Raw genomic sequence first — 23,970 nt, 5'->3', positions numbered from 1 at the left:
TTAACAGAAATCTTTGTTGAGTTTCTAGATAGTGATTATTTCCAGGTTGGATAATTGGTTATAGGTATAAAACTAAGGTGGAAATAAAAAAATAACCTATATTTCATGTCTCAACACGTAGCAATGAAAGCAATTTTTTCCAACTTAACATTTCAGGTTATTGTAGCAATCATCATCGGGATATTCGTAGGCTCCTACTTTCCTGAATTTGCATCAACAGCAAAACTAATCAGTCAAGGTTTTATTAACCTGATTAGCATGCTCATTGCACCTATTATTTTCTTCACCATAGTTTTGGGTATTGCACACATGGGCGATATGAAAAAAGTGGGTAGAGTAGGAGGAAAGGCTTTATTGTATTTCGAAATTGTAAGTACAATCGCAATTGCAGTTGGTTTATTAGTGGCCAATATTCTCCAACCTGGAGCAGGTGTAGTGGCGAAAGCTAGTGATGCGTCAAAAATTTCCGGATACGCTGAACAAGCAAAAGATATGAATTGGGCTGAGTTTTTCCTGCACATTATTCCGCATAACGTAATTGCGGCATTTGCCGAAGGTAATATCCTTCAAATTTTGCTTTTTGCAATTTTATTCGGCTACGGCTTAAACAAACTGGGTGGCGAAGGTACTTCCGTTTTAAACGCTTTTGATAAAATTTCAAAAGTGTTGTTTAAAATTATGAAAGTAATTATGCGTTTGGCGCCAATTGGCGCTTTCGGTGGAATGGCTTTCAGTATCGGTACACATGGCTTACAAAGTATTTTTGGAATGGCAAAACTAATGGGTTCTGTTTATCTGACTTGTGTTCTATTCATCTTTGTGGTACTGAATGGAATTTGCAGGTATTATAAATTCAGCTTATGGTCTTACCTTAAATTCATCCGGCAGGAAATTTTAATTGTATTGGGAACTTCCTCTTCCGAGTCGGCGCTGCCAAGTATGATGCAAAAAATGGAAGCCATTGGCTGTGATAAATCGGTTGTAGGTTTAGTTATTCCAACTGGATATTCATTTAATCTCGATGGAACAGCAATTTACCTGGCGATGGCCGTAATTTTTCTTTGTCAGGTTTTTCATGTTGATTTAACACTGGGACAGCAGATTACCGTTTTGGGTGTATTGATGGTGACCTCGAAAGGCGCTGCAGGGGTAACGGGAAGCGGTTTTATTGTATTGGTTTCCACTTTAACGGCATTGAAAATTATGCCAATCGAACATATTTCCATCTTAATCGGGGTCGATCGTTTTATGAGTGAAGCAAGAGCCATTACCAACGTAATTGGAAATGGTGTGGCTACCATCGTTATCGCAAAAAGCGAAAATCAGTTTGATCAGGAAAAATATTTGAAAGCAATACAGCCTGCTGTGATTGAGAAAAATGAGGAAAGTTAATTTTTTTATGTTACGAGTTGTAGGTTATAAGTCTGGATGAAAAAAAAATAAAAACTATCGAGCAATCAAACTTTTGTATAAAACAAATTCCTAACCTATAGCCCATAATCTTTAACCCAACTCTTTTCACTACCTTTGTGACAGAAACATGCACACAGCATGTTTAGTTAAACCAGATCACATTGGCTCAAGAAGAACAAAATAACCGCAAAGAAAAAAGCGAGTTACATCCACGCAACAAACACCGTTCGCGTTACAATTTCAAACAACTTACTGCCACATCAAAAGAGTTGAAACGTTTCGTTTTTAAAAATGAGCATAACGATGATTCTATTGACTTTGCAGATCAAAATGCAGTAAAAGCACTAAACAGAGCGTTACTTAAATACTTTTATAATATCTCTCAATGGGATATTCCACAGGATTTTCTTTGTCCGCCAATACCAGGTAGAGCTGATTATATTCATTACGTCGCCGACCTTTTAGGTTCAAGCAATAAAGGTAAAAATCCAAAAGGTGCAAATGTACATGTGCTTGATATTGGCGTTGGTGCAAATTGTATTTACCCTATTGTTGGCCATCAAGAATATGGATGGAGTTTTGTTGGTTCTGAAATCGATCCGCTTTCTGTAGACTCGGCAAAGCGAATTGTAGAAGCCAACAAACCTTTGCAAGGTGCGGTAGAAATTCGTCAGCAATCTTCAAAAATGGGGATTTTTCGGAATATAGTTGGCGCTAAAGAGCGTTTCGATGCGGTAGTTTGTAACCCGCCGTTTCATGCATCTTTAAAAGAAGCAGAGCAAGGTACCCGCCAGAAGTGGCGTAACTTGGGTGGCAATGAAAAGGAAGTAAAACACGTTTTAAACTTCGGTGGAAATAAGGCCGAGCTTTGGTGTCCGGGTGGTGAGCGTGCTTTTGTTGAGCAGATGATTATTCAAAGTGCGCAAATCAAAAACCAGGTGTTATGGTTTACTTCCTTGGTATCAAAAAGTGCTAACTTAAAAAGTATTTACAGTGCTTTGGTTAATGCAAACGCCTTTGAAGTGCGTACCGTTCAGATGAGCCAGGGGCAAAAAATAAGTCGTTTCGTAGCCTGGACTTTCCATGATGACGCAGCACAGGCAGAGTGGGCGAAAGGATGGAAATCTGAACCCAAAGCTGAAGTTAAAAAAGTTTAACATCAAAAATAATTAGAAAACCAGAGCCGGATGAACGATTGAAGTTAGTCCGGCTTTTTGTTTGTATCTTTTTTAACCTTTACATGAGGACGCTCGTCATTGCGAGGTACGAAGCAATCTCTTATGAAAATGATTTCACCCATAAGATTGCTTCAATCGAAGAAAAATCGATTTCGCAATGACGGGAAATAAAAACGAAGCACTGTCTCACAGGTTGTAGATGCATCGTTCCTAAGCATGACAATTCATTTTAAAGTTATTGTGAGAAAAAAAATCTGCCAATCCAATCCGGTTTATTCATAATGTTTTAAATCAAAATATATTATCATCTATTTTTTCTCATAAACAATTAAAATCGTTAAATCATTATCATCGTTTGGCTTGATGCCATGCGAACTTCCTGGCCGTGTTAAAATTGCATCACCGGGTTTTACAGGGAAAGTTTTTCCGTTCATCTGCATGGCACCATTACCACTAATAACATAATAAATTTCATCCTCCTTTTGTAAGTGATAACCAATGGACGAGCCAGGCTTCAAAACCCGCTTTCGAAAAGCGGTTTTGAGGTTTTTGGCATTACCAAAAAAATTAAAACCAATGGTTTCACCTCCACCATTATGGGTTCCGGGTTCTTTCTTGGCTACTTCGATATCATTTTGTAAGATATATTTTGCCGTATCCACAGATTGCGCTCTAGCCCAAAAAGCAGATGTTACTAATGTTGTCAGAAGGATAAAAACTTTGTTTTTCATAGTATATTGTGATTTAACTGGTCGATATGCTTTCCCTTTAATCTTACCGCTTCCAGCTTAAAGTAAATTTAAACGTTTTGCTTGTTGTTGCCAAAGACGAAAGACTTTTGTTAAATAAACCTGATAGCAACGGGCACGAAGTGTAACGAAGTAAAGTGGATAGCAGGGCTGAAGTAGCCATAAACGTATTCCATACATTTTCCTGAAAAATTGGGCTAAATAATCTATTTTTAGACTTGATTTTCCAGTCAATAATATTAGCTTTGCACAAAAAAAATTGATACATGAGCGTTTTAGTAAATAAAGATTCTAAGGTTATCGTTCAGGGTTTTACCGGAAACGAAGGAACTTACCACGCAGAACAAATGTTGGCGTATGGTACAAACGTAGTTGGTGGTGTTACGCCTGGCAAAGGTGGGCAATTACATTTAGATAAGCCTGTTTTTAATACTGTTAAAGATGCTGTTGATAAAACGGGAGCAAATGTATCTATCATTTTCGTTCCGCCAGCTTTTGCTGCTGATGCGATTATGGAAGCGGCCGAAGGTGGTATTAAAGTAATTGTTTGTATTACTGAAGGTATCCCTACGAAGGATATGATTCAGGTTAAAGAATATATTTCAGATCGTGATGTGACTTTGATTGGCCCTAACTGTCCGGGAATTATCACTGCCGATGAAGCTAAAATTGGTATCATGCCAGGTTTTATTTTCAAAAAAGGTAATGTGGGTGTGGTTTCTAAATCAGGAACGCTAACTTACGAAGCAGTTGACCAGGTTGTTAAAGCTGGTTTAGGTATTACTACGGCTATTGGTATTGGTGGCGACCCGATTATTGGTACGCCAACTGTTGAAGCAGTTAAGTTGTTGATGAACGATCCTGAAACTCACGGTATTATCATGATTGGTGAAATTGGTGGTGGAATGGAAGCTGAAGCTGCTCGTTGGATTAAAGAAAACGGTACCAAGCCTGTTGTTGGTTTTATTGCTGGTCAAACTGCGCCTCCGGGACGTAGAATGGGTCATGCTGGTGCAATTGTAGGTGGTGCTGATGATACTGCTGCTGCAAAAATGAAAATCATGGCTGAGTGTGGTATCCGTGTGGTAGAAAGTCCGGCTGAGATTGGTGCTGCAATGGCAGAAGAATTAGCAAAGTAAGATTTTAAAGTTTATATAAATGAAAGCGTTTCGATTAATTTCGGGACGCTTTTTTTGTTTTCGGAGTTTTTTGCCACGGAAACACGGAAGATATGAAAATTTAGAATTGAAAAAGGAAAGTTGGAGCGGATTTGTTAGCAGCGAAAAAATGCTAGTTCTTTAAAAAAAGCAATTTGAGAAATTTGATTAGATTAGTTAAAATTATCGTTTATGGATTATCAAATAAGACAAGATAATCTTCCCTATAAAAATGAAACTAACTTAATTATTAATGCTGCAATCGAAGTTCATAAAGATTTAGGCTGTGGTTTTTAGAGATTGTTTACAAGGGCGCACTTTGTATCGAATTGGAAAGTAGGGGTTACTATTACGAAAGTGAAAAGCAATATCCGGTATATTATAAAGATTTTGTTGCCACATAGTTTCTACGCGGATTTCATTGTATTTGATTCGGTGATTTTAGAAGTTAAAGGTAAGAGTGGAATAGCAAGTGAAGGCTTAGCGCAGACAATAAATTATTTAAAATGCTCTGATTGTAAGGTTGGTTTAGTTTTAAACTTCGGCAAACCAACTTCGGAAATTAGGCGTGTCGTGTTTTAATTGACACTCTATATTACAAGGTTAGATGTTGCCCTTTTATAACTTTTCCGAGTACTCCGTGTTTCTGTGGCGATTTTCTTATGTCTTGGTGTTTTGTCTTCACATCACGCTAATTTATCATCCCTTTGTAAACACTAAGGCAAACCATTAAACCTACAAACCAAAACAAAAATTGCAGCGTATATTGTAATATGAAAACGATGTTAAATAAACTATTTTTGATCTCGGCTGTTGTTTTAACTACAGGTCTTTCTGCTTGTGCTCAAAAGCAAGAGAAGAAAGCAGCAAAGCAAACACAGCCATCAGAAAATATTATAAAGAAGAAAATGAACTGGAATACATTAACACCCGAAGAAGAGAGAGTAATTGTTAATAAAGGAACAGAATATCCTGGTACAGGGAAATATGAGCATACTACAGATAAAGGAACTTATACCTGTAAACGGTGCAATGCTGAATTGTACCGCTCGGAAAGTAAGTTCGATGCCCGCTGTGGATGGCCTGCATTTGATGATGAAATTAAAGGCGCTGTGAAGCGTATTCCCGATGCAGATGGATCGCGTACAGAAATTGTTTGCGCCAATTGTGGCGCACACTTAGGGCACGTTTTCACCGGAGAAGGATTTACAGATAAGAATACACGTCATTGCGTAAATTCAATTTCGATGAACTTTGTGCCTGATAAAAAATAAGGTGATGTAGTGAGGTTAGGTAGAGGCGTACAACGATGAGTTGTACGCTTTTTTTGTATGATTATTTTCATAATCAAAAAGTTTTTGACCTGCGAAATATTTTGATTTAGCGACTTTTCAAGGCGTATCGTGTAGTGTTCAATTCCTGAATTTTTCCACAATTTATTGATTATAAACTAAATGCTTATATTTGCAGGCTCAACAAAGAAATTTTAGCCTATGAAGTATTTTCTGTTATTAAGTTTTTGTTTCCTGTTTTTACAAGGTAAAGCACAAAATTCTGACGCATCAAATGAGCCAGATAGTATTCAAAAAACAGTTCTTGCAACTTACTACCACAGAAAATTCGAAGGCCGCCGAACCACAAGCGGCGCAAAATACAGAGCTAAAAAATTCACAGCGGCGCACCGTACTTTACCCATGGGTACACTGGTAACTGTCACCAATCCAGACAACGGAAAATCGGTTGTGGTAAAGGTGAACGATCGTGGGCCTTATTCCAAAAGACTTGCTATAGATTTATCTGAAAGTGCTGCCAAAGAGATTGGTATTTATACTAAAGGAATAGCGAAAGTACGTCTGGCTTATACCTTAGAGTAGTATTCCAATTTGCTCTATTTACGGGTAGTTTTATAGGCTAAATTTAAGTTATTAACACTTGTTTTGGTTTGCTAAACCCTTGAAATTAAACGATTAGCTTTTTTTTCGCTTGAAAATGATATTTAGCTGATCGTTTTTCCCCAGTTATCAAGCGGTGTGTTAACAACTTTGATTCACAAAAAAGGCCTGTCGTATCTATATTTGTTATAACAAAGTTCTTTAACTTCTTGCGCTTGAAAACAAATATAAAAGCTTAGTTTTTAGTAATTTATCTGTACATCTCTCAGATCGTAAATTTAAATTGTCCTAACTAAAAACTCAGTTGTTTGTCAGTCGCAGGGGTTAGCACTTTCACTAGAGTTTTAATACAAGACATTTCAGTCACCATATAAAATTGGTGGATGCGTGGTTTTGTCGGCTCTAACTAAATTGATTAAAAGATAAAGTATCAGCTATGGAACAGGAATTATTACTACAAGAAAACAAAGACAGGTTTGTGCTGTTGCCGATCAAATATCCGGCAATATGGGAAATGTATAAAAAAACCGAAGCTAGTTTCTGGACAGCAGAAGAGATTGATCTTTCTGACGACCAAAAACACTGGGATAATTTGAATGATGGCGAAAGACATTTCATTTCTCATATCCTTGCTTTCTTTTCTGCTAGTGATGGTATCGTAAACGAAAACCTGGCTGTAAACTTCATGAGTGAAGTGCAGCTGCCAGAAGCACGTTGTTTCTACGGTTTCCAGATCATGATGGAAAATATTCACGCAGAAACCTATGCTTTATTAATTGATACATACATTAAAGATCCTGAAGAAAAAGATCGCTTGTTCCATGCTATTGATACTGTTCCGGCAGTAAAAAGAAAAGCAGAGTGGGCTTTGAGATGGATTGAAAATGGAACTTTTGCAGAACGTTTGGTAGCATTTGCTGCGGTTGAGGGTATTTTCTTCAGCGGAAGTTTTTGCTCTATCTTCTGGTTGAAAAAACGTGGTTTAATGCCAGGATTAACTTTCAGTAATGAGTTAATCTCTAGAGATGAAGGTTCTCATTGCGAGTTTGCTTGCCTATTGTACAGCATGTTGAGCAATAAATTAAGTGAAGAAGCTGTTCACAGCATCATTAGCGATGCCGTAGAAATCGAAAAAGAATTTATCACTGATGCATTACCGGTTGCCTTAATCGGAATGAATGCCAAATTAATGAGTCAGTATATCGAATTTGTAGCCGATAGATGGTTACAGGAATTGGGTTACAAAAAAATCTATAATGCAACCAATCCTTTCGATTTTATGGAAATGATTTCATTGCAAGGAAAAACCAACTTCTTCGAAAAACGTGTGGGCGATTATCAAAAAAGCGGTGTATTAACATCAGCTGACAATAAAGCGCAGGCGTTCTCTTTAGATGAAGATTTTTAAGACAGCTTAAAGCAGAAAGACTAAAGTTGAAAGTTTGCCCTTGCCGTCATTGCGGGGAATGAAGCAATTTTAATGCAAGAGAAAAATAAACAAGAATTATAAACGTGATTAAAAAGTCTTGATACTTAATACTCACTACTAGATAAAAAAAATAAATCTCATAAAATATGTTCGTACTAAAAAGAGATGGCCGGAAAGAGCCGGTACAATTTGACAAAATCACAGCCCGTATTCAAAAGTTGTGTTATAGTTTAAATTCGGATCTTGTAGACCCAATCGATGTAGCCAAAAAGGTAATCGAAGGTTTATATGATGGTGTAACCACATCAGAGTTGGATAACCTTGCTGCAGAAACTGCTGCTTCGTTAACTACGAAACACCCTGATTACGCCTTGTTAGCATCGCGTATCGCGGTTTCTAACTTGCATAAAAACACTACAAAATCATTCTCGGGTACGATGAAAATGTTGTACGAATATTTCGACCCGAAAGCACAAAAGCCAGCACCGCTTATTGCTGATGATGTGTATGAGATTATTGCAAAAAATGCAGATATTTTAGATAGCTCTATTATCTATGACCGTGATTTCGGTTTTGATTATTTCGGTTTTAAAACTTTAGAAAAATCTTATCTGTTAAAAGTTAACGGTGCAATTGTTGAGCGTCCTCAACATTTATTTATGCGTGTTTCTGTCGGTATCCACAAAGAAGATATCGAAAGTGCAATTAAAACATATAACTTAATGAGTGAGCGTTGGTTTACACATGCTACACCAACATTGTTTAATGCCGCTACACCAAAACCTCAAATGTCATCATGTTTCTTGTTAACCATGCAAGATGATAGCATTGAAGGTATTTATGATACCTTAAAACAAACGGCTAAGATTTCACAAAGTGCTGGCGGTATTGGTTTAAGCATCCATAACATCCGTGCAACAGGTTCTTACATCGGTGGTACAAACGGTACAAGTAATGGTATAATTCCAATGTTACGTGTATTTAACGATACTGCTCGTTATGTAGACCAGGGCGGAGGTAAACGTAAAGGTGCTTTCGCAATTTATTTAGAGCCTTGGCATGCAGATGTTTTCGAATTCCTAGACTTGCGTAAAAACCACGGTAAAGAAGAAATGCGTGCCCGTGATTTATTCTATGCCCTTTGGATTAACGATTTGTTTATGCAACGCGTTAAAGATAATGGCGATTGGACATTATTCTGCCCACATGAAGCACCAGGCTTAGCAGATTGTTTCGGTAAAGAATTTGAAGATTTATATACTAAATACGAAACTGAAGGCCGCGGTCGTAAAACCATTAAAGCACAAGAACTTTGGTTTGCCATTTTAGATTCTCAAATCGAAACCGGTACACCTTATATGTTGTTTAAAGATGCAGCGAACAGCAAATCTAACCAACAAAACTTAGGTACAATTAAGTCTTCTAACTTGTGTACGGAGATTATCGAGTATACATCTAAAGATGAAGTTGCCGTTTGTAACTTAGCATCACTAGCTTTACCTCGTTTTGTAATTAACGGGCAATTTGACCACCAAAAATTATACGATGTAACTTATCAGGCTACTTTAAACCTGAATAAAATCATCGACCATAACTATTACCCGGTTCAGGAAGCTGAAAACTCAAATATGCGCCACAGACCAGTTGGTTTAGGTGTGCAAGGTTTGGCAGATGCCTTTATCTTATTGCGTTTACCTTTCGAAAGTGATGAGGCAAAACGCTTGAACAAAGATATCTTCGAGACGATTTATTTCGCGTCGATGACAGCTTCTAATGATTTAGCAGTGAAAAACGGTCCTTACCAAACGTTTGAAGGTTCGCCATTATCAAAAGGACAGTTCCAGTTTGATTTATGGAATGTAACACCAGATAGCGGAAGATGGGACTGGGAATCATTACGCAAAAAAGTAGTGAAAGATGGTGTGTATAACTCACTATTGGTTGCACCTATGCCAACTGCATCTACATCTCAAATCTTAGGTAACAACGAATGTTTCGAGCCATATACTTCAAACATCTATACGCGTCGTGTATTAAGTGGGGAATTTGTAGTGGTAAACAAACACTTATTGAAAGATTTAGTAGCATTAGGTTTATGGAATAACGATATGAAAAACCAAATCATATTGGCTAACGGTTCAATCCAGGCAATTCCATCAATCCCAGATTACATTAAAGAATTATACAAAACGGTTTGGGAAATTAAGATGCGTAACATCATCGATATGGCTGCAGACCGTGGCGCTTACATTTGTCAATCGCAATCTTTAAACTTGTTCGTAAATGCGCCGAACACTTCAAAATTAACTTCAATGCATTTCTACGCATGGGAGAAAGGTTTGAAAACCGGTATGTATTACTTACGTACACAGGCAGCATCTCAAGCAGTTAAATTTACTGTAGAAAACCAAGGTGGTAAAGCTATTGAAGCGGTAATTCCTGCTCAAATGACTCAAGATCAAGTTGCAGAAGAAATCGTTGACGGACCAGTTTGTTCAATGGAAGAAGGCTGCATTAGCTGTTCAGGTTAAGCGGAAAGCTTAAAGTAGAAAAACCAAAGCGAAAGGCTTGTTACTTCGCAGTCACTGCGAACTACAAGCAATCTTAAAGCAATAAATACGTTAGGTTTTGGGCAAACGCTCAAAACCTTATTTTTTGTTCATATTTTTGCAAGACAATCAGGCTAATCTTAAGCCTTATCTGATATGCCTTCAACCTTACCACATAGCAAACACGAAATCATTCCCTGCGAAAGATGCGGAACGGCTATTGAATGCAAAGCAAATTCATACACTAAATGCCAGTGTAGCGTGGTCCAGTTAAGCATTAACGAGGTTCAATACATTTCCGAATTGTATGATGGCTGTTTGTGTGCGAAATGCCTATTCGAACTGCAACAGGAATATAGAGAAGAAATAGGCGTCTAAATTCTACAATCAATTTGAGTAAAGTTTTGAAGCGTTCGTCATTGCGAGGCACGAAGCAATCTTTTTAGATTAATATTACTTTAATGAGATTGCTTCAATCGAAGAAAAATCGAACTCGCAAAGACGGAAATGGAGTGTCTAAATTTAGTTTGAAAAGCAGTTTTCTTTTTGGTATCGACAATCCCGCCATTGCTTCAATCTTTTAAAAACAATTTCTGTCATGCTGATTACGACGTATCTGTTTCATCGGTTGCAGATGCTTCGTGCCTCAGCATGATAGCCTATTCAATGTTGTTGCATTTAAAAGGATTTCCGCTGCCGTCGGGTTTAAATAACAACCTTTGGTGGTCTTGGCGATTTGCAACCCAAAATAGTAGCAAAAGCTATTCTTTTCTAAACGGGATAGAAGTGATATCCTTTTTTTGTTGTACTTCGCCAGGCTCAGTGTGACAATCGCAAAAAAAGATTTAACGGATAGACCGACTAACAGCTAATAAGGATTACTGCATTTGCTTTCCAAAAAACAATTACAAAATTATGCCGTTCTACTTTTAAACAAAATAGTAACTTTGACGAAAATTTTGAATGAACGAATTTTGAGTGAGGGGATGGCGTACAAGCAATAACATTCTACCATTTAATCATTCTCTCATTCTCTCATTTCAATAAACATGAAGAAAGTAAAAGTTGGCCTGGTACAAATGACTTGTACTAAAGATAAGCAGGAAAATTTAGATAAAGCGATTGTAAAAGTAAGAGAAGCAGCAGCAAAAGGTGCACAAATTGTGTGTTTGCAAGAGCTTTTTACTTCTTTATATTTCTGCGATGTTGAAGATTACGATAATTTCGATTTAGCTGAAAAAATTCCTGGTCCATCAACCGATGCTTTGCAGGAGGTAGCGAAGGAATTGGGCGTAGTTGTGATTGCTTCGTTATTTGAGAAACGTGCTGAAGGTTTATACCATAACACCACTGCTGTTTTAGATGCCGATGGTTCGTACTTGGGTAAATACCGCAAAATGCATATACCTGATGACCCTGCCTATTACGAAAAATTTTACTTCACTCCGGGCGATTTAGGCTATAAGGTTTTTGAAACCAAATTTGCGAAAATCGGTATCTTAATTTGTTGGGACCAATGGTATCCGGAAGCTTCAAGAATTACAGCTTTAATGGGTGCAGATATCATGTTTTATCCGACAGCGATTGGTTGGGATACTACGCAAGATGAAGAAACTAACCAAGACCAATATAATGCCTGGCAAACGATTCAGCGTTCACATTCGGTAGCAAACGGCGTTCCTGTGGTAAGTGTAAACCGCGTAGGTTTTGAGCAAGAGGGTAGGATGAAATTCTGGGGTGGAAGTTTCGCTACGAATGCGCAGGGTAAGTTGCTTTATCTGGCATCACACGACAAAGAGGAAACTGAAGTGGTGGAATTGGATTTAGACCAAAGCGATTTTATGCGTAAACACTGGCCATTTTTAAGAGACAGAAGAATTGATTCTTACCAGCCGATTACGAAAAGATATATTGATGAGGGCTAAGCTGAAAGGGTGAAGACCAAAGCTTAAAGCAAAATCTTTAAAATAGTCTCTCGCTAAGAGATAATTAATTTCAAAATAATAATGTGCTCGTCATCGCGAGGTACGAAGCAATCTCAATCAATAAATCAAAATAGATTGCTTCGTACCTCGCAATGACCAAGTAAAAACGTCAGTACTAATACAGACATATGTCAAATTTCCCTCCAAGAAAAGAGTTAAATCTAAACCAATTCGATTATTCTCCAAAGCAACAAGGTTATGCTTTTCCAGCAGAATGGGCAAAACATGAGGCTACCTGGTTAAGCTGGCCACATAAAGAAGCAAGCTGGCCGGGAAAAATTGAAACGATTTACAAGCCTTATTGTGAATTTATTAAAGTTGTTGCCGAGGGCGAAAAGGTTCGCATCAATGTAAAAGATGAAGAAATGAAAGCTTTTGCAGTTGCTGAATTAAACAAAGTTGATGCAGATTTATCGCAAATTGAATTTTATTTTAACGAAACCAACGATGCCTGGTGCCGTGACCATGGGCCCGCATTTGTGTTAAAAGGAAATGAAAAAGCGGTAATAGATTGGGGTTACAATGCCTGGGGTGGAAAATATCCTCCTTTTGATTTGGATGATGTAGTGCCAACCAAAATCGCAAAACATTTCGACCTGCCTTTATTTACTCCTGATATTGTGATGGAAGGTGGTTCGGTTGAATTTAATGGCGCTGGCACGGTTTTAACGACAACATCTTGTTTGCTGAATGAAAATCGTAATCCACACTTAACAATAGAGCAGATTGAACAATATTTGCTTGAATATTATGGACAAGACCAGGTTTTATGGTTAGGTGATGGGATTGTGGGCGATGATACGGATGGACATATCGACGATATTACACGTTTTGTAAATGAAGATACTGTTTTAACAGTTGTAGAAAGTAATCCTTTGGATGAAAACTACATTTTGTTGCAGGAGAATTTGGAAGCATTAAAAGCCATGAAATTGAAAGATGGCCGCTCATTGAATATTGTGGAATTACCAATGCCTTCGCCGGTAATTTTTGAAGATACACGTCTGCCAGCTTCTTATGCTAATTTCTATATTGCTAATGCTGCAGTTGTTGTGCCGACTTTTAATGATGTGAATGACCAAAAAGCTTTAGATATTATACAAGGTTGTTTTCCAGATAGAAAAGTGGTTGGAATAAATTCAGTTGATATTATCTGGGGATTAGGAAGTTTCCATTGTTTGAGTCAGCAGGAGCCAGCGGTTTAGCTTGCAGTTAAAAATTAAAGTTTTCAGTTTTGGGCTTTAGCCAGCATTAAGCGATTAAACAATTTCAACAGTTAACCAATTATACTAACTTTACACCCTTAAAATATTCAACTTTACAACATTTCATAATGAAATTACTAGAAGGAAAAACAGCATTAATTACTGGTGCATCGAAAGGTATTGGTCGTAAAATAGCTGAAAAATTTGCAGAGCAAGGTGCTAACGTTGCTTTTACCTATTTGTCATCAGTAGAAAAGGGCGAAGCATTAGAACAAGAATTACAAAGCTTTGGAACAAAAGTTAAAGGCTACCGTTCTGATGCATCTAAATTTGACCAGGCAGAGCAATTAATCAATGATATTGTTGCAGAGTTTGGCACAATAGACATCGTTGTAAATAATGCAGGTATTACCAAAGATGGTTTGTTGATGCGTATGAGTGAAGAAAACTGGGATGATGTAATAAATATCAACTTAAAATCTATTTTCAACGTAACTAAAGCAGCTTCTAAAGTGATGATGAAAGCCCGTAAAGGTGTTTTCATTAACATGAGTTCAGTGGTTGGTGTTCAGGGTAATGCCGGACAAGCGAACTACGCTGCATCAAAAGCTGGAATCATTGGATTCACCAAATCTGTGGCTAAAGAATTAGGTTCAAGAAACATTCGTGCTAATGTTGTTGCTCCAGGTTTCATCCGTACAGAAATGACTGAGGTTTTAGACCCTGCAGTTGTTGCGGGTTGGGAAAAAGATATTCCATTAAAGCGTGCTGGCGAAACGGAAGACATCGCTAATGTTTGTGTGTTCTTAGCATCAGATATGAGCGCCTATGTAACCGGACAAACACTTTCTGTTTGCGGCGGAATGCTGTAGGTGCAGATTGTAAGGATTTAAGGTTGGGAAGTTGAAATGTTTTAGTTTTGAAACCTTTCAACTTTTCAACCTTTTTAGTAATCCAACTATTTTACAATATATTTTCCTTTGGCAACCTTAAAATTTATGGCGTTTTTATCTTTCTCAAATGCCAAATATCCCTGCTGCAAAGTTTTCCAAAAATCAACATGAGCCGGAAACTGGATGGCATATTTCTTCATATTTTCCTCAGTCATTTTGAAAGGATAAATATTTACAGGAATTTTTTTTGTCTTCAAATCAGTAGAGAAAATGGCTAGTAAATAAAGTTCCTTAATTTTATCATCGGTTAAGGGAATACAGCCAACCGTTTCGCAACTTCCGTGGATGTAGATATCCCCACCCGGACTATTCTGTTTACCTGTCCGCTCTATATCAACATGGTTGGGATAGTTAATCCCTAACGATAAATGATAGTTACTCATTGGGTTTAAAACATTGATGTAATAAAATCCCTCTGGCGTTTGTTTGTCGCCCTCCATTACCTTCGGACCCAATAGTCCAGAACTTGCACAAAATTCGTAAACTTTAATCAACCGATAAAACTTATCTCCTGGATTTTTCATCCAGACTTCTAAAGTTTTTTCTGCTTTATAGGCATTGATTAACATTAACGGACTATGACCAATACTGAATTTTGAAAGTACTTCACGAAGAGAAGTCCATTTTTCATCGTAAGCATTTTTAACTCGCTCAAATTGTAGTTGATTATGCGTTAGTGTTTGTGCATTTGCCATGATGCTGAAGGATAAGAGAAAGGTTAAACAGATTAGTTTCATGAAATTTGCTTTGGATAAAGCTAGTAATTTAACCACAGAAGTTTGTAGATGCAATAGACGCAGATAACACAAAACGTTTTTGCAATTTTTACAATTCTCCTTCGCTCATTTAGTTGTATCTCCTGCCTAACTTTGTAGCACCTTTCTTATTACTGCCTTTTCTCTGCGTAAAATGTTTGCGTTCTTTGCGGTTAAACACAAAATTAGCATCTTTATAAAATATGGATAGCTTTTTTGCTGGTACTTCTATTTTGTATTTTCTGGGTTGCCTTGCTTTGGGTATTTTGTACGCCTGGCTATTATATCGAAGAAATAAAAACCTCGACAAAAAACTCCAATATAGTTTAGCGGCACTCAGAATAATTGTTGTCACCGCTGTTGCCTGGTTGTTATTTGCTCCATTAATCAAAACACTAAACTATACGTTAGATAAGCCTGTAATCATCATTGGGCAGGATAATTCTCTTTCCGTTGGTCAGGTTAAGGCAGCTGGTTTCAACCAAAAATTATACGAACGAAATCTGAAAGCGCTACAGGATAAACTTTCAGATAAGTACGAAGTAAAAGCTTATCATTTTGGCGATTCTGTAGGCGATGGGTTCGATTTTAAAAACCTGGGAAGACTGACTGATGCAGCTTCATTTTTTCAAAAAGTTAAAGATGAATATGCTAATAGAAATGTTGGGGCAATCGTTTTAGCAACTGATGGCATTTTCAATCATGGCGGAAATCCTTTGTACAGTATCAATCAGATTAATGCACCAGTTTATACTATTGCTTTGGGTGATAGCATTCCGAAAAGGGATGTGTTGATTGCTAATGTAAATTATAACAATATTGTATATCTGGATGATGATTTTACCATTGAAGTTCAGGTTCAGGCATTTCAAAGTGATGCAGAGAATACAACACTAACAGTTAGCCAGAATGGAACCAAAGTGCAGCAACAAAGCCTGGCTATTAACGGAAATTCTTTTGTGAAAGCCGTCCCTGTAAAATTACATGCAGGTAAAATAGGTGTTCAAAAATATACCGTTCAGTTGAGTACGCTGCAAAACGAAATTACGACCAGAAATAACACCCAAACTTTTTATGTTGAAGTAATTGATGGCCGACAAAAAGTATTGTTGGCGGCCGCTGCGCCACATCCGGATTTAAGTGTCCTGAAGGAAGCCATTTCACTTAATAAACACTATGAGGCAAAACTCGCTCTTGCAGATGATTTAAATGCTACTGACCCATCCAAATTTGATTTAATTGTGTTGTATCAGCTCCCTGATGCTCAAAATATTTCAACTTCATTTGTTCGGAAGTTAAGAGCTTTAAAAAAGCCTATCTGGTATATTTTGGGTGCGCAAAGTAATGTTAGTGCATTTAATCAAATCCAAAATCAGGTCAACCTGGCCTCTGCGAATGGTTCGGTACAGGAAGTTTATCCAAATCTTGCCAATAGCTTCACCAGCTTTAATCTATCAGAAGAGGATCAGAAACAATTTGCAACTGTCGACCCACTATTGATGCCATTTGGCCGATTGACTGTAAATGCCAATGCCACGGCAGTTTTTAATCAGCGTATCGGCAAGGTAAATACTCAAATGCCACTATTATTTTTTACAAACGAAAATGGTTTAAAAAACGGTTACTTGATGGGAGAGGGTTTGTGGCGCTGGAAATTATCAGTTGCCGAAAATGAAGCTGATCAATCCGCCTTAAATGATTTAATTTCAAAAACTGTCCAATATCTTTCGGTTAAGGATGATAAGCGAAGATTTAAGGTCTTTACATCAAAGTCAGCTTACGACGAAAACGAATCAATCCAGTTCAACGCAACATTATACAACGAAAGTTACCAACCTGTAAACGAATCAGAGGTGAAGTTACAGGTTAAAAATGAGGCTGGTAAAATATTCAGTTATGTGTTTTCGAAAACTGAAAATGGCTACCAACTAGATGCCGGTACCATGCAAGCCGGAAATTATTCATATGTAGCCAATACAGTTTTAGGAGGACAAAAATTTACGGCTTCAGGAAGTTTTTATGTTAATGCACTCATTGCCGAATATCAGCAAACAACCGCAAACCATCAATTGCTCAATACCATATCTAAACAAAGTAATGGAGAGCTTTTTATGCCGTCCGATTTGCTGAAAATCGCTGATGAGATTCTGAAAAATGAGAATATCAAAACCATTAGTTATGAAGACCGTAAATACGATGAACTCATTAATATGAAATGGCTGTTTGGACTCATTTTAACTTTACTTTCGGTTGAGTGGTTTTTACGTAAACGCAATGGAGAATTATAATATTTCTACTTCGGAGGTAATTGAAGTTTTAGGAACCATTGCCTTTGCCATCTCCGGCACTTTTAATGCCATGCAGCGTAAACTCGACCCATTTGGCGTTTTGATTATTGCATTTGTAACTGCAATAGGTGGCGGTACCGTTAGGGATTTATTGCTTGGTGATACACCTGTTGCGTGGATGCGGGATATGCAAACCTGCTTAATTGTCTTGTTTACTGCATTGGGCACAATGTTTTTCAAAACTCATGTGCAGAAATTAAAAATTACGCTGTTCTTATTCGATAGTCTTGGATTAGGCTTATTTACAATGGTTGGAATATTAAAAGGTATGGCATTTGGTTTAAACCCCGGGATTTGCATTGCTTTAGGAACAATTACGGGTTGCTTCGGTGGAATTATAAGAGATACTTTGCTAAACACGATTCCACTGGTATTTAGACGAGAAATTTATGCTACAGCCTGCATTTTAGGTGGATTACTGTACTACCTGCTCATTGAAATTAATGTTGAAAGTGTGGTGGCAAAACTTGCTGTGGTTGCTTTTATTTTTGTGTTGAGAATTGTAGCGGTGAAGTTTAAGCTATCTCTACCAAAGTTTGATTATTAAAAAACGAAATTTTAAACTTTAACTCTTGAAATCTTTCAATCCTAAAAATTCTTATTAATCTTTTTTCTCTTCATGAATGATCACAAAGACATCTTCATTATCTTTTTTCATGAAATACTTCTCACGGGCGAATTTTTCCGCAGTATTTAAATTTGTGTTTAACTCGTTTAAATCCTTTTTAACCTGGGCGGTTTCTTTTTCAAAATACTCCTTTTCCTCCTGTAATTTATTCGCCTGGCTTCGATACTCGTACTGAGACATCATATCATTTTTGTCGAAAAATAACATCCAAACAGCGAAGGCAGCGGTTGCAAGGAAATATTTATTGCGGAAAAGGTCTATTAAACGTTTCATTTTCACAAATATAAAAAAAACAATGATGAGTTGTTAACTTAACTCATTTTCAAAAGTAGTAGAATTTTATTGTTTTGTTATAATTTTGTTACTTTGGGGTTCCAAATGCAGAATTATTCCTTGTTTACAGATTCAGAACTTAGCGACTCCTTAATCGAGGGAGATAGGCTTGCATTTGATGAGATTTATTTACGTTATTGGAGAACGCTGCATCAAAAGGCCTGTCGGATTCTAAATGATGAAGATGAAGCTGCGGATATTATTCAGGAGGTGTTCGTATCACTTTGGCAAAGAAGAAACGAAGTTAAAGTTGCTAATTTAAAAGCTTACTTAAACCAGGCTGTAAAGTTCTCGGTACTCAAAGCCATTCGCGAGAATAAGGTAAGTGAAGATTTTTATGATAAGCTTGCTAAAATTACAGGTGATTTAGTTTTTGAAGATCCGCTGGTTTTTAAAGAAATGCGCCATCTTATTCAGCATTTAATAGATGATCTCCCGGAAGATTGCAGAACCATTTTCAATTTGAGCAGAATTGATAACTTAACCTATAAGAAAATCGCACTTCAGTTGGGTATTTCTGAAAAAACGGTAGAAAAGAAAATGTCGCTCGCTCTTAAAAATATTAAGGCAGGGCTAAGTTTAAATTTATGCCTTTTAATACTGGTTGAACATGTATTTAATTAATCATCCCGATTAATTTACATTCCTGATTATTAGTGTGTTGTCATTTTGTGTAATGGCAAATGCATCCCTAATAATTATTTTTTTCAAATTATTTGATAATAAGCGTAGGGTGTAGCCATGTTTTTGGTACTTATATATATCTACCATGAAAAAAGACCAATTTAAAATCTTAATCGATAAATATCTGCGAAACCAGGCGACTGAGGATGAGGTTTATCTCATTGATAAATATTACGATAAACTCTCTGGCCATACAGAAAATGAAGCGTACCCACATGATACTGTGAGCGAACAAGCCTTGCTTTCCAAAATTAATCACGAAATAGATGCTATTGAAGAAAGTAAGGCTAGCACTCCAAAGCAAACAGTTAAACTATTTCCAAACTGGTTAAAAATAGCTTCGGTTTTAGCAATCATTTCATTGGCATATTATTTTTTTCAGGAAAAAAACCTCAAGGTTCAGCAAGGTGCTGTTGATTATGCCAGCAAAATTCTTCCAGGAGGAAACAAAGCTATACTTCGCCTGGGTAATGGTAAAAGTATCGATTTGACAGCTGTGAGAACAGGAAAACTAACGGCTTTCGGTAGCTCAAGTGCCAGTAAAATCCAGGTTGATGAGGTTTCATTTGCTGATGGTATTGCAGAAACCAGCGGTCCTCAGCAACTTAATGTAATAGAAGTACCTGTAGGCGGTTTTTTTAAAGTTGTATTATCAGACGGAACTAAAGTTTGGTTAAACTCGGCATCATCATTAACATTTCCGAGCGATTTTATTGGCCCACAAAGAAATGTAAAACTTACAGGTGAGGGATATTTTGAAGTAGCACATCAGGCACAGAAGCCTTTTGTAGTTGAAACGAACAAACAATCAGTTGAAGTTTTAGGAACCCATTTTAACATTAATGCTTATGCTGATGAAGATCAGGTTAAAACAACTTTATTAACGGGAAGTGTGAAAGTGCGTACACCGAATAAAATGCAGTCGGCCCTCTTAAAACCTGGTGAAGCCGCAATTTTTACAGACAAAAGTTTAAGTGTTCATCAAGCTGACGTGAATCAATCTATTGATTGGATTAATGGGAGGTTTAATTTTTCGCATACAGATATTAAATCAGTACTTCGAAAAATTGCCCGCTGGTACGATATAGAAGTTTCTTATGAAGGCGATTTTACCGGGGTTGAATTTGGAGGAAAAATATCGAAGAAAAAAAATCTAAAAGAAACCCTGAATATGCTAAGCAGAACTGGAGATGTTAAATTTAAAGTAACTGGAAGGAGGGTAGTGGTTATGCCGTAAAAATTTACAACTAACAGTAGCTTAAGCAAACCGAAAGTGCTACCAACACTTCCGGCTAAATGGCTTCGTTAAAAATGAGAACAAACAACTATTCAAACTGGTGCTGTAAGCATCTCAACTAACCAAAAACAAATATATGAAATTTAACAATTTTAAATTGTATAGGGATTCCTATGCGAAGGGCAAAATTTTGTTAACTATGAAGCTAACTGCAATATTCTTGTTCACTTTTCTTACATCTGTAGGGGCAACGTCATTTGGACAGCGAATAACTTTAACAGAAAAAAATACAACACTTGAGAAAGCACTCATTGCAATCGGTGACCAAAGTGGCTATGATGTATTATACAATTCTGCAAAAATTAAAAAAGCTAAAATTTTTAATATCAATCTACGTGATGTTACCTTACAGGAAGCCTTAAATAAATGTTTTCTGAACCAACCCTTTAATTATTCAATTGAAACGAATTCGATTGTGGTACGAGATAAAGTGTCGTCTTCTCCTGCTGTAAATGCTGCAGCTGTTGATATTAAGGGGAAGGTAATTGATGAGACAAATAGTGGCCTACCTGGCGCCACGGTAAAGGTAAAGGGCACAAACGTGGCAGTGGTGACCGATAATGATGGAAAATTTTCAATTAAAAATGTAAGCGATGATGCTATTCTTCAGGTATCTTTCATCAGTTATGTCACCCAGGAAGTGAAAGTAAATGGTAAAACTGATCTGCTCATACAATTAATTGCAGAATCAGGCAGTTTGGAAGAAGTTGTAGTTTCGGCTTATGGCCAAACACAGAAAAAAGTAAGTGTTACGGCATCTATTTCCACTATTCAAACGAGAGAACTTAAACAAAGTCCGGTTGCTAACTTGAGTAATGCATTGGCTGGCCGTTTACCAGGTTTAACCAGCATTCAATCTTCGGGCATTCCAGGTGCTGATGCATCAACAATTTATATCAGAGGTATTGGAACTTACGGCGCAAACAGATCACCGCTTATTGTAATAGACGGTTTGCCAAGAGGCGATGCCAACTTTGGTGACATTGATGTAAACGAGGTTGCTTCGATTAGTATTTTAAAAGATGCAGCAGCAACTTCACTTTATGGTATACAAGGTGCAAATGGTGTAATCTTAGTTACTACTAAAAGAGGAAATGTGGGTAAAACAAATATCAGCTTCAATGCTAACTACGGTTTACAAACCCCTCAACGTCTTCCTGAAAAATTTAATAGTGTTCAACGGGCTACTTTAGATAATATAGGCGCTCAAAATGATGGTTTAAATCCAATCTGGACAGCCAAAGAGATTGAGCTCTTCGGAAATCAAAACGATCCATATACCTATCCGGATGTAGATTGGAACGATGTAATTTTTGAGAAATATACGCCTCAACAACAATATAACACCAATATAAGCGGCGGTAATGAAAACGTGAAGTATTTCGCCTCGTTAGGTTATTTAAATCAAGGAACTTTATTTAAAGATGCAAACGATAATAAGTATGGAGTAAAACAGAAATACGATCGCTATAATTTTAGGTCGAACATTGATATTAAAGCAACCGAAATGCTTAATCTTCGGGTTGATTTAGCCTCTCGTTTAGAAAACAGAACTGGCCCTGGTCCAGGTTATGCAACTATTTTCAACTGGGTAAATCTTATTCCTAACTATGTTACACCAGTGTATAACCCGAACGGTACTTATGCTGCAGGTAGAATAACTGCTTCTGATATTAGAAATCCATTAGGTGCGCTAAAAGAAAGTGGTTATTATGACAATTACTTCAATAGCACAAACGGAACTATTGAGGCAAGCCATAAACTGGATTTCATCACAAAGGGCTTGAGCATTAAAGCATTGTACTCTTTTGAAAACTATGCTGAAAGTAATTATGCACAGTACCAACAATTTGATTCCTTTAGATATCGCAAAGATCCGGTAAGTGGCGCCGAAACCTACACGCGTTTCAGCGAGGCTTCATCGTTATCGCGTGCTTATGGTACTGCTTCAACACGTTATTTTACTTATAATGCACAGTTGAATTATAACCGCGATTTTGGAAAAAATAACTTTACGGGCTTGTTGTTATTTAATAGAAATTACAACTCCCGTTCAAACGCATTACCTTCAGTTTACGAAGGTTATGTAGGCAGGGTAGCGTATAATTACGACTCTAAATATTTCGGCGAATTTAATATTGGTTATAACGGTTCAGAAAATTTCCCTAAAGGAAACAGATTTGGCGTTTTCCCGGCAGTATCTGCTGGTTGGTTAATTTCAGCAGAGCCATGGTACAAATCGAAAACGGTTAACTTATTAAAATTAAGAGGATCATTTGGTTATGTGGGTAACGATAAATACAGCTCCGACATTAATTCTGTTGTAGATAGATGGTTATTCATTAGTGATTATGCCCGCAGTGGGGGTTTTGATTTTGGTACGACACCTGCTAATCCAGGCGGATACATATCTTCAAGAATTGGTAATCCGAACATTACATGGGAGCGTGCTCAAAAAATCAACTTTGGTTTAGAATCGGGTTTCTTTGATAGTCATTTAAAATTTGAGTTTGATGTTTTTAGAGATGACAGGACAAATATATTGTCGGTTCCTTTAACCATACCATCTTATCTAGGAATTAATAACCCTCCACGCGTAAATGTAGGTAGGGTAATCAACAAAGGTTTTGAAGGTTCGGTAAATTTCAATACCAATATCGATAAGCTTAATTTGTTCGGATATGTTAACTGGACTTATAACAAAAATAAAATTGTTGAAAGAGATGAACCAAATCTGGCCTATCCATATCAATCGTTAACCAATTTACCTGTTGGTTACCAGTTGGGTTATGTTGCAACCGGATTATTCAATAATCAGGCGGAAATAAACGGTGCACCTAAGCAAACATTTGCCGGAGCCGTAAAACCAGGAGATATCCGCTATACAGATATGAATAATGATGGTATCATTAACGAAAATGACCGTGTAGCACTTCAGATCGTAAATTTCCCTACAAATGTTTTTGGGGTATCGCTTGGAGCATCATACAAAGGCATTGATTTTAGTGTATTGTTTCAGGGAACGTTAGGAGGAAAAACCTATGTACCTTATCTAGGACCTAACCGATTGGCAGATATCTGGACACCAGAAACCGCGGCGACTGCGACCTATCCATTAGTACATTACTCATTAGCAGGTGGACTAAACAACAGTCAGATTAACTCTTTCTTTATTTATTCTTCTGATTATTTAAAACTGAAAAACATTGAGCTAGGTTATAATCTGCCAAAAACATTATTAAGCAGAATTAAAATCAACAATTTAAGGGTTTTCTTCTCCGGCTTAAACCTATTTACCTGGGATAAGTTGCCTTATGATGATTTTGACCCAGAGCAGGTAGCGAATGGAACAGCAATTTATCCAACCCAGAAAATTTACAATTTAGGTTTATCGATGTCATTTTAATCATTAATA

Annotated in this window: 19 protein-coding genes and 1 pseudogene; 17 read left to right on the top strand and 3 right to left on the bottom strand. The window is 37.1% G+C overall.

Annotated elements, in window-relative coordinates; all coding sequences use genetic code 11:
• Positions 1-123 precede the first annotated feature (123 nt).
• Positions 124-1,392, top strand: coding sequence for a C4-dicarboxylate transporter DctA (dctA, locus tag EA772_RS00490; protein ID WP_029204057.1), 1,269 nt, complete (start codon positions 124-126; stop codon positions 1,390-1,392).
• Between the two features lie 182 nt (positions 1,393-1,574).
• Positions 1,575-2,570 (top strand): 23S rRNA (adenine(1618)-N(6))-methyltransferase RlmF, encoded by a 996-nt coding sequence (gene rlmF / locus EA772_RS00485; RefSeq protein WP_010599458.1) that lies wholly within the window; start codon positions 1,575-1,577, stop codon positions 2,568-2,570.
• Between the two features lie 329 nt (positions 2,571-2,899).
• Here rlmF and EA772_RS00480 read toward each other — a convergent pair whose 3' ends face one another.
• The gene (locus EA772_RS00480; RefSeq protein ID WP_124910769.1) at positions 2,900-3,322 is read right to left on the bottom strand and encodes a cupin domain-containing protein; all 423 of its coding nucleotides are present in this window, start codon (positions 3,320-3,322) and stop codon (positions 2,900-2,902) included.
• 284 nt (positions 3,323-3,606) lie between these two features.
• On the opposite strand from EA772_RS00480, the gene sucD reads away from it, so the two are divergent.
• The 10 genes and pseudogenes from sucD to fabG all read left to right on the top strand — a co-directional run bounded on the left by sucD (position 3,607) and on the right by fabG (position 14,429).
• Entirely contained in the window at positions 3,607-4,479 is an 873-nt protein-coding gene (sucD, locus tag EA772_RS00475; RefSeq protein ID WP_010599460.1) for a succinate--CoA ligase subunit alpha, read from the top strand.
• A 302-nt stretch (positions 4,480-4,781) separates the two neighbouring features.
• Positions 4,782-5,079 (top strand): annotated as a pseudogene (locus tag EA772_RS22410) (GxxExxY protein).
• Positions 5,080-5,270: 191 nt separating this feature from the next.
• Positions 5,271-5,771 (top strand): methionine-R-sulfoxide reductase, encoded by a 501-nt coding sequence (locus tag EA772_RS00465; RefSeq protein ID WP_010599463.1) that lies wholly within the window; start codon positions 5,271-5,273, stop codon positions 5,769-5,771.
• A gap of 219 nt (positions 5,772-5,990) precedes the next feature.
• Complete coding sequence (locus tag EA772_RS00460) at positions 5,991-6,371, top strand: septal ring lytic transglycosylase RlpA family protein (protein WP_010599464.1); 381 nt, start codon at positions 5,991-5,993, stop codon at positions 6,369-6,371.
• 454 nt (positions 6,372-6,825) lie between these two features.
• Positions 6,826-7,797: a ribonucleoside-diphosphate reductase small subunit gene (locus EA772_RS00455; protein ID WP_010599465.1), complete on the top strand. Its 972-nt coding sequence runs from the start codon at positions 6,826-6,828 to the stop codon at positions 7,795-7,797.
• A gap of 167 nt (positions 7,798-7,964) precedes the next feature.
• The gene (locus tag EA772_RS00450; RefSeq protein ID WP_124910768.1) at positions 7,965-10,349 is read left to right on the top strand and encodes a ribonucleoside-diphosphate reductase subunit alpha; all 2,385 of its coding nucleotides are present in this window, start codon (positions 7,965-7,967) and stop codon (positions 10,347-10,349) included.
• A gap of 174 nt (positions 10,350-10,523) precedes the next feature.
• Positions 10,524-10,745, top strand: a complete 222-nt coding sequence (locus EA772_RS00445) for a cysteine-rich CWC family protein (protein WP_116170768.1) — start codon at positions 10,524-10,526, stop codon at positions 10,743-10,745.
• A gap of 671 nt (positions 10,746-11,416) precedes the next feature.
• The gene (locus EA772_RS00440) at positions 11,417-12,292 is read left to right on the top strand and encodes a carbon-nitrogen hydrolase (protein WP_124910767.1); all 876 of its coding nucleotides are present in this window, start codon (positions 11,417-11,419) and stop codon (positions 12,290-12,292) included.
• 188 nt (positions 12,293-12,480) lie between these two features.
• A complete protein-coding gene (locus tag EA772_RS00435; protein ID WP_124910766.1) occupies positions 12,481-13,557 on the top strand; it encodes an agmatine/peptidylarginine deiminase in 1,077 nt (358 codons plus the stop codon).
• 128 nt (positions 13,558-13,685) lie between these two features.
• A complete protein-coding gene (gene fabG / locus EA772_RS00430; RefSeq protein WP_010599469.1) occupies positions 13,686-14,429 on the top strand; it encodes a 3-oxoacyl-[acyl-carrier-protein] reductase in 744 nt (247 codons plus the stop codon).
• 86 nt (positions 14,430-14,515) lie between these two features.
• Here the strand turns inward: fabG and EA772_RS00425 are convergent, their stop codons facing one another.
• A complete protein-coding gene (locus EA772_RS00425) occupies positions 14,516-15,247 on the bottom strand; it encodes a murein L,D-transpeptidase family protein (RefSeq protein ID WP_029204059.1) in 732 nt (243 codons plus the stop codon).
• 221 nt (positions 15,248-15,468) lie between these two features.
• On the opposite strand from EA772_RS00425, the gene EA772_RS00420 reads away from it, so the two are divergent.
• Together EA772_RS00420 and EA772_RS00415 are read left to right on the top strand one after the other, a co-directional pair.
• Positions 15,469-17,553, top strand: a complete 2,085-nt coding sequence (locus EA772_RS00420) for a hypothetical protein (RefSeq protein ID WP_124910765.1) — start codon at positions 15,469-15,471, stop codon at positions 17,551-17,553.
• A complete protein-coding gene (locus EA772_RS00415) occupies positions 17,540-18,160 on the top strand; it encodes a trimeric intracellular cation channel family protein (RefSeq protein WP_124910764.1) in 621 nt (206 codons plus the stop codon). Before EA772_RS00420 ends, EA772_RS00415 begins: the two co-directional genes overlap by 14 nt.
• Positions 18,161-18,214: 54 nt before the next feature.
• Here EA772_RS00415 and EA772_RS00410 read toward each other — a convergent pair whose 3' ends face one another.
• The gene (locus EA772_RS00410; RefSeq protein WP_010599472.1) at positions 18,215-18,514 is read right to left on the bottom strand and encodes a septum formation initiator family protein; all 300 of its coding nucleotides are present in this window, start codon (positions 18,512-18,514) and stop codon (positions 18,215-18,217) included.
• A 105-nt stretch (positions 18,515-18,619) separates the two neighbouring features.
• Here EA772_RS00410 and EA772_RS00405 point away from each other — a divergent pair, with 105 nt between their 5' ends.
• The 3 genes from EA772_RS00405 to EA772_RS00395 all read left to right on the top strand — a co-directional run bounded on the left by EA772_RS00405 (position 18,620) and on the right by EA772_RS00395 (position 23,961).
• On the top strand, positions 18,620-19,198 hold the full coding sequence (locus EA772_RS00405; protein WP_124910763.1) for an RNA polymerase sigma factor: 579 nt from the start codon (positions 18,620-18,622) through the stop codon (positions 19,196-19,198).
• A gap of 145 nt (positions 19,199-19,343) precedes the next feature.
• Positions 19,344-20,495: a FecR family protein gene (locus EA772_RS00400; protein ID WP_124910762.1), complete on the top strand. Its 1,152-nt coding sequence runs from the start codon at positions 19,344-19,346 to the stop codon at positions 20,493-20,495.
• Between the two features lie 199 nt (positions 20,496-20,694).
• Positions 20,695-23,961: a TonB-dependent receptor gene (locus EA772_RS00395; RefSeq protein ID WP_168187446.1), complete on the top strand. Its 3,267-nt coding sequence runs from the start codon at positions 20,695-20,697 to the stop codon at positions 23,959-23,961.
• Positions 23,962-23,970 lie beyond the last annotated feature (9 nt).

The sequence above is a fragment of the Pedobacter sp. G11 genome, assembly GCF_003860265.1.
GTDB lineage: Bacteria > Bacteroidota > Bacteroidia > Sphingobacteriales > Sphingobacteriaceae > Pedobacter > Pedobacter agri.
Note: the sequence above shows the minus strand (reverse complement) of the source record. Positions and strands in the feature narration are given on the sequence as shown.